The sequence below is a fragment of the Guyparkeria sp. genome, from assembly GCF_046545975.1.
Taxonomy (GTDB): Bacteria; Pseudomonadota; Gammaproteobacteria; order Halothiobacillales; family Halothiobacillaceae; genus Guyparkeria.
In genome coordinates this window covers 1-6,016 of the sequence record NZ_JBKGYT010000095.1, presented here as the reverse complement: position 1 = coordinate 6,016, position 6,016 = coordinate 1, and the positions used below count along the sequence as shown (strand labels likewise).

General features: G+C 66.2%; 6 protein-coding genes. All 6 read right to left on the bottom strand.

Features of this window, described 5'->3' with window-relative positions; genetic code table 11:
• Window positions 1-186: 186 nt before the first annotated feature.
• Complete coding sequence (locus ACLFMY_RS08050) at window positions 187-870, bottom strand: FMN-binding negative transcriptional regulator (RefSeq protein ID WP_410764146.1); 684 nt, start codon at window positions 868-870, stop codon at window positions 187-189.
• 7 nt (window positions 871-877) lie between these two features.
• Window positions 878-2,743 (bottom strand): dihydroxy-acid dehydratase, encoded by a 1,866-nt coding sequence (gene ilvD / locus ACLFMY_RS08045; protein ID WP_410764145.1) that lies wholly within the window; start codon window positions 2,741-2,743, stop codon window positions 878-880.
• Between the two features lie 63 nt (window positions 2,744-2,806).
• The gene (locus ACLFMY_RS08040; protein WP_410764147.1) at window positions 2,807-3,319 is read right to left on the bottom strand and encodes a L,D-transpeptidase family protein; all 513 of its coding nucleotides are present in this window, start codon (window positions 3,317-3,319) and stop codon (window positions 2,807-2,809) included.
• 154 nt (window positions 3,320-3,473) lie between these two features.
• Complete coding sequence (gene purF / locus ACLFMY_RS08035; RefSeq protein ID WP_410764144.1) at window positions 3,474-5,009, bottom strand: amidophosphoribosyltransferase; 1,536 nt, start codon at window positions 5,007-5,009, stop codon at window positions 3,474-3,476.
• Between the two features lie 182 nt (window positions 5,010-5,191).
• Window positions 5,192-5,680, bottom strand: coding sequence for a CvpA family protein (locus tag ACLFMY_RS08030; RefSeq protein ID WP_410764143.1), 489 nt, complete (start codon window positions 5,678-5,680; stop codon window positions 5,192-5,194).
• 58 nt (window positions 5,681-5,738) lie between these two features.
• Window positions 5,739-6,016: SPOR domain-containing protein (locus ACLFMY_RS08025; RefSeq protein ID WP_410764142.1), on the bottom strand; the 278-nt coding region annotated here is incomplete at its 5' end.

The window sequence follows — 6,016 nt, the reverse complement described above, 5'->3', positions numbered from 1 at the left end:
TTTTTTCTTCCACGCCTTCGGCCTGGTGCAATCGATGGCGAACCATCCGGGGCTGTGCACCACGACTGCTGCGCCAGCGTCATTCGCCAGGGTACCGGCGGCACCCTGGCTGCCCGTGCATAAACGGACCATCCGCCATATATTCAACAGGTTGAATCGGGATTCTCGAGTCCCGACCAACAATAATCAACCCCGGCTGGAACGATCGCTCTCACGCTCGCTCATCAACATGGCCATGGCCCGGCATTCCTCGTCGCCCCGGGCGAACAACCCGTCGATCACGCCTTCGCGGTCATCGGCCGTCTTGTTCTGACTGAGCTTCTCGATGCACTCGACCTGCTCGGCGAACACCTCGACCCCGACGATGGCCCGCTTCATCTCCTCGATCTGTGCCTCCGGCAGGTGAGTCCAGTCAAACGGGGCATCAGCGATGCGCGCCTGGTGGGTATCGATCAGGGCATGAAGATGACGGTCAAGCCAGCCGGGATCGCCTTCCCCGGCCAGCCGCACCCGCCCGCGCACGTGGACCGCCTGGTAGTTCCAGGTGGGCACGCTGGTCTCGCGGGCATCGACATACCATCGCGGAGAAACATAAGCATCCGGGCCGGTGAAGACCAGGAGGGCATGGGCCTCTCGCCCTTCAGCCAATGCCTCGGCGACCGGGTTGGCGCGGGCGAGGTGCGACTCGAAGCGCCAGCTGGCCGGGTGGCGGGGATCGCCGAACCGCAGAAACGGCAAATGCACGCATCGCATCTGGCCTTCCTCGTCACACAGCGTGAGTGCGGCGAACGGATGGCTCTCGACGATTTCCACCAGGATCGATGGATCGTCCTGGTGGAAATGCGGCGGGATATAGGTCCCGACCGTCATCGCCCGATCACTTCACACCGATCTGGGACAGATCGCGCACGGCGCCCAGTGCCGCCGAGGTGGTCAGGGCCGCGTAGGCCTTCAGTGCCTGGCTGACGTAGCGTTGCCGGTTGACCGGCTTGTAGGCTGCATCGCCGCGCTCGATCATCTTCTCGCGCCGGTGGGCCATGGTGGCGTCATCGATGTCGAGATGGATGGTCCGTTCGGGGATGTCGATCACGATGGTGTCGCCCTCCTCGACCAGCGCGATCTCGCCGCCGGCGGCCGCCTCGGGCGAGGCGTGGCCGATCGACAGCCCCGAGGTCCCCCCGGAAAAGCGCCCGTCGGTCAGCAGTGCGCAGTCCTTGCCCAGCCCCTTGGATTTCAGATAGCTGGTCGGGTAGAGCATTTCCTGCATGCCGGGTCCCCCCTTGGGCCCCTCGTAGCGGATGACGACCACGTCACCGGCGACGATCTTGTCGCCGAGGATCGCCTCGACGGCCGCATCCTGGGACTCGAAGACCCGCGCCCGGCCGGTGAAGTTGAGGATCGACTCGTCCACGCCGGCGGTCTTGACGATGCAGCCATCGCGGGCGATGTTGCCGAACAGCACCGCGAGCCCGCCGTCCTTGGAGTAGGCGTGCTCGTAGTCGCGGATGCAGCCCTTGGCCCGGTCGATGTCGAGGTTCGGCCAGCGGGTATCCTGCGAGAAGGCCGTCTGGGTCGGGATGCCGGCCGGACCGGCGAGAAAGCGGCTCTTGGCCTCCTCGCAGGCCGTGTCGCGGGCGATGTCCCAGCGGTCCAGGGCTTCGGCCATGGTCCGGGCGTGCACGGTGTGGGCGCCGCGGTGCAGCAGTCCGGCGCGGTCGAGTTCGCCCAGGATCGCCAGCACGCCACCGGCGCGGTGGACGTCCTCCATGTGATACTGGGCCGTGCTGGGTGCGACCTTGCACAGGTGCGGGATCTTGCGGCTCATGCGGTCGATGTCGGTCATGTCGAACTCGACCTCGCCCTCCCGCGCGGCGGCCAGCAGGTGCAGGACCGTGTTGGTCGAGCCGCCCATCGCGATGTCCAGCGCCATGGCGTTCTCGAACGCCTCCCGGGTCGCGATCGAGCGCGGCAGCACCGAGGCGTCGCCGTTCTCGTAGTAGGCCTTCGCCAGGCGCACGACCTGGCGGCCGGCCTCGAGGAACAGCTCGCGGCGGTCGGCGTGGGTGGCCAGAAGCGAGCCGTTGCCCGGCAGCGAGAGGCCCAGCGCTTCGGTAAGGCAGTTCATCGAGTTGGCGGTGAACATCCCCGAGCAGGACCCGCAGGTCGGACAGGCCGAACGCTCCACCTGCGCGAGGACCTCGTCGGAAACCGAATCGTCAGCGGCCTGGACCATGGCATCGACCAGGTCGAGCTTGATGACCTCGTCGGAGTCTCCGGCCAAACGGGTCTTGCCGGCTTCCATCGGTCCGCCGGAGACGAAGACGACCGGGATGTTCAACCGCATGGCGGCGTTGAGCATGCCCGGGGTGATCTTGTCGCAGTTGGAGATGCACACCAGCGCGTCGGCGCAGTGGGCGTTGACCATGTACTCGACCGAGTCGGCGATGATGTCGCGGCTGGGCAGCGAGTAGAGCATCCCGCCGTGACCCATGGCGATGCCGTCGTCCACGGCAATCGTGTTGAATTCCTTGGCGATGCCGCCGGCCGCCTCGATCTCGCGAGCGACCAACTGACCCATGTCCTTCAGGTGGACGTGACCCGGAACGAACTGGGTGAAGGAGTTGGCGATCGCGATGATCGGCTTGCCGAAATCGTCGTCCTTCACGCCCGTGGCGCGCCACAGGGCGCGCGCACCGGCCATGTTGCGTCCATGGGTGGTGGTCTTGGAACGATAGTCGGGCATGGATGGAATCTCCAAAACGAACGGGTACATCGGCCGCACTCGCGACCGGCATTGAGCGAAGGGTTATTCGATGATGTCGACCAGGGCACCGACCGCCACGCGATCGAACAGCTCGATGACGTCACGGTTGGTCATGCGCACACAGCCGTGCGAGGCGGGGCTGCCGATGCGTCCTTCCTCGGGCGTGCCGTGGATGTAGATATAACGCCCCCGGGAATCGACGTCCCCGCCCTGGTTCACCCCCGGCTCGAGGCCGTCGAGCCACAGGATCCGGGTCGTGACGTCGTCACGCTCGGCACGCTGGTCGGGCCCCGCGAGAATCTCGGCGATCTCTCCGGTCGAGCGGCGAGCCCTGAAGATCTGGCCGAGCGGCGCGTGCTCGCCGAACTTCTCGGCCACCCGGTGAAGCCCCAGTGGCGTCTGGAGGCTGCCTTCCCGGTTGCCGGTGCCCCGCTCGGCCGTCGACACCGGGTACGCCGCCCGGAACGCGCCACCCTCGAAGAGGTAGAGCCTCTGGCCGGGCACGTCGACGACGATCGACTGGCCGGTGTGATCCCCCTGTTGGCGATTGGCCATCTGGCGGGCCGATTCGAGCACGCGTGCCGGCAGTTCGCTCATGGCGCTCGTCTCGCCGCTTTTCTGCGCCGGTGACGGACGCGCCGTGTCCACCGGAGAGGCCGTGGCCAGCGTCGGGATCAGGCACACGACCATTGCCAGCCCCCTCAGGAGGCTACTGGTCATTGTACAGGCCGACGGAAACGATATCGCGGGAGCGCCGCGAGGCCCCGCTGATGTCGTTTTCCTTTTCGCGCGCGCTGTCTGCCCGGTTTGCCGCCAGGTTATCGAGGTAGTCGCCGTCGATGTCATTGGTCACGTACTCGCCGGTGAAGCAGGAGCAGTCGAACCGGCTCAGCGTCGGGTTGCCCATCCGCACCGCTTCCTTGAGATCCTCGAGGTCCTGGTAGATGAGCTCGTCGGCGCCGATGGCATCACGGATGCCATCGACGTCCCGATTGTGCGCGACGAACTCGTTGGAGGCCGGCATGTCGATGCCGTAGACGTTGGGGTAGCGCACCGGCGGAGCCGCCGAGGCCATGTAGACCTTCTTCGCCCCCGCCTCGCGGGCCATGCGGATGATCTCGCTGGACGTGGTCCCGCGCACGATCGAATCGTCGACCAGCAGCACGTTCTTGCCACGGAACTCCAGGTCGATGGCGTTGAGCTTCTGCCGGACCGAGCGCTTGCGCTTGGCCTGGCCCGGCATGATGAATGTCCGGGCGATGTAGCGGTTCTTGACGAAGCCTTCGCGGTACTTGAGGTTCAGGTTGACCGCGATCTCCAGCGCCGAGGTCCGGGCGGTGTCGGGGATCGGGATGACCACGTCGATGTCGTTGTCCGGCCATTCGCGCTGGATTTTCTCGGCGAGCTTCTCGCCCATGCGCATGCGGGCCCGGTAGACGGAGACGTCGTCGATGATCGAGTCCGGGCGTGCCAGGTAGACGTACTCGAAGATGCAGTTGGCGTATTCGGGGTTCTCGGCGCACTGGCGCAGTGTCACCTCGCCGTCACGGGAAATGAAGATCGCCTCGCCGGGGGCGAGATCGCGCACCAGCTCGAACTCGCCGGCCTCGATGGCCACCGACTCCGAGGCGATCATGTACTCGGTGCCGTGCTCGGTCTCGCGCTTGCCGTAGCAGACCGGACGGATGCCGTGCGGATCGCGGAAGGCGAACACGCCCGTGCCCGCGATCAGCCCGATCACGGCATAGGCGCCCCGGGCACGACGATGGACGTTGCCGATGGCGGTGAACACGTCGTCGGCGGTGGGGCAGGCCCCGGCGATGGCCGCCAACTCGTGGGCGAAGACGTTAAGCAGCACCTCGGAGTCGGAATTGGTGTTCAGGTGCCGACGGTCCTCCGCGACCACGGCCGCCCGCAACTCATCGGCGTTGGTCAGGTTGCCGTTGTGACCCATGGCGATGCCGAACGGGGCATTGACGTAGAAGGGCTGGGCCTCGGCCGAGGAGTCGCAGCCGGCAGTCGGGTAACGGACGTGCCCGATGCCCATGTTGCCCATCAACTGGCGCATGTGGCGGGTGTGGAAGACATCCTTCACCAGGCCGTTCTCCTTGCGGAGAAACAGCCGCTCCTCGTCACAGGTCAGGATGCCCGCCGCATCCTGACCCCGGTGCTGCAGGACGGTGAGACCGTCATACAGCGCCTGATTGACCGGCGATTTCGCCACCATCCCAATAATGCCGCACATGCGTTAAACCACCTCGGTTCGTATCCGCGCAAAAGCTGAAAAATCCGCCGGGGCCCTTTCCCGGGCCCCGAAACGGCGTCGCCGGACAAGCCTCGCGGCCCGCCCGGCGTCGAACGGGGGTCACCCCCGTCGGGAGACCCCACCCCTGTGTCTCCCGGAAAGCTCGTCAGCCGGAAACCCGGCTACCACTGGACATTGCGGGCCACGTCTTCCGGCAGCACCGCAAGCAGCCACTCGGAGACCACCTGGAAGTGCGGTATCAGCGTCGAGGCCTGCCACCACTCTTCTCGCGGCAATGCCGTGAACCCGGCCAGGAGAATCAGGCCGGCGACGATCAGCACCCCACGCAACAGCCCGAAGACCATGCCTACCGACCGGTCGGTCCCCGACAGGCCGGTCGATTCCACCAGCTTCGAGATCGCCCAGTTGATGATCCCGCCGAGGATCAGCACGATCACGAACAGGGCGACAAAGGCGATGGCCACCCGAGCCGAAGGAATGTCCACCGCCTCGGGCACCAGCACCGCCGCCGGCTGCGAGAAGGCGAGCGCGATGCCGAAGGCCGCAAGCCAGGTGACCAGCGAGATCACCTCCTTGATGAACCCCCGCACCAGCGCGATCGTCGTCGAAATAAGCACGATCGCCAGCAGTATCCAGTCGACCACCGTCATCCCTGTCCTCCCGTCGCCGGCCGACGATTCGTGAATCGGGGTTTCGCATGGGCCGACGTCACTTCGTCATCACCAGGCCATCACGCCCGAGCCGCTGGCGGAGGCGTTCGGTCGCCTCGGTCGCCAGCTCTCGGGTCGCGTACGGCCCCACACGCACCCGCCAGACCGTTCCCTGCTCCGAGAACAAAGGCTTGACGGAGACGTTGAACCCCGACGCCTCCACCGATTCGGCCAGCGCTCGGGCATTGCTCTCGTCGGAGAAACTGCCCAGCTGGACGACGAACTCGCCCTCGCTCGAGGTCTCCGGCAGCGACTCGTCCGCCTCGGCAGACTCGC